The sequence below is a fragment of the Paraburkholderia sp. RL17-381-BIF-C genome, assembly GCF_046026435.1.
Classification (GTDB): Bacteria; Pseudomonadota; Gammaproteobacteria; order Burkholderiales; family Burkholderiaceae; genus Paraburkholderia.
Genome location: NZ_JARESX010000184.1, coordinates 1 through 1261 on the forward strand (window position 1 = coordinate 1; position 1261 = coordinate 1261).

The 1261-nt window shown below is 59.0% G+C and carries 1 protein-coding gene; it reads right to left on the reverse strand.

Annotation, left to right across the window (positions count from 1 at the left end; genetic code table 11):
• Positions 1 to 104: 104 nt before the first annotated feature.
• The gene (locus P0D70_RS36550; RefSeq protein WP_408188105.1) at positions 105 to 1115 is read right to left on the reverse strand and encodes an IS110 family RNA-guided transposase; all 1011 of its coding nucleotides are present in this window, start codon (positions 1113 to 1115) and stop codon (positions 105 to 107) included.
• Positions 1116 to 1261 lie beyond the last annotated feature (146 nt).

Consider the following 1261-nt stretch of genomic DNA (forward strand, 5'->3'; position numbering starts at 1 on the left):
GTCCGAGAAATGTCTCAGGTTTGCCTTTGCGCGGTCCAACCTGTCTTGCCATCGTTCAATACACCTGTGCAACCGTGGATGAGATCAAATGCGGTGACAAATGGTTACTGCGCTGGCGTCGCCTGATACGTTCGCCCATAAGCCAGCAGCGCCCAGATTGTTCGCGCCATCTTGTTGGCCAGTGCGACAGCGACTACGTTCGTCGGACGTCGCGTCAACAGGAGGCGCAATCTCTCGGGCAGATGCTTCGAACTTGAGATGACAGCCCGGGCACCGTGTATGAGTAGCGTCCGTAAATACACGTCGCCACGTTTGCTGATGCCGCCAAGCCTGATCTTGCCGCCTGAGCTGTTCTGACGTGGCACCAGACCAAGGTAAGCCGCAAATTCACGCCCAGACCGGAAGTTTTTCGCCTGACCGATGACCGAGACTGCTGCAGTGGCTGTCAGCAGACCGACACCAGGAATCTCCGAGATACGTAGACACGCTTCATCACTGCGCCTCCATTCGATAATGCGTTGCTCGATGCGCCCGATCTGTTCATCGAGCACGAGCATTCGTGAGAGCTGCTCCTGGAGGCTTTCCGTGAGCATCGCCGGCAACTGGTCTGCGAGCGTTGCGAGTGCGGCTTTGGCGGCCTCGATCGAGGCACGGGGACCCTGCGGCAGGATCACGCCGAACTCGTAGAGCAGACCGCGCATCTGGTTGACCTGCATGACGCGGAACCGTACCAGTTGCTGCCGCATCCGGTGAAGCGCGAGCATCGCCTGCTGATCTTCGGTCTTGACGGCCACGAACCGCATGCCCGGACGCTGCGCAGCTTCCCAGATTGCCGCCGCGTCCGCGGCATCGTTCTTGTTCGACTTGACGAATGGCCGCACGAACTGCGCTGCAATGAGCCGCACATCGTGGCCAAGCCGAGCCAGTTGCCTTGCCCAATGATGAGCGCTGCCACAGGCTTCCATCACGACACGGGATACAGGCCGGTTGGCAAAGAACGGTAGTAGCTGCGCGCGTTTGAGAGCCTTGTTGTGGATTGCGCCGGTGTCAGAATCAACGAAATGGATCTGGAAGACGCGCGTCGCCAGGTCGATGGCAATGATCGTGGGTTCCATCAGATTCTCCTTGACGGCAGGACTGCCGGACCTGCAATGTCGCACGTTCTGGAAGCGAGACCGCGGCGCCGGACAGACCGTTAAGGCGGGAGGCGACCATTCCATCTAAATGGCTAGAACACGACATTTACATAAAGCCTCCACAC

Bases quoted from the DNA above. Each gene is read 5' to 3' on its own strand.
- P0D70_RS36550 (WP_408188105.1), bottom strand. From the start codon at position 1,115: ATGGAACCCACGATCATTGCCATCGACCTGGCGACGCGCGTCTTCCAG.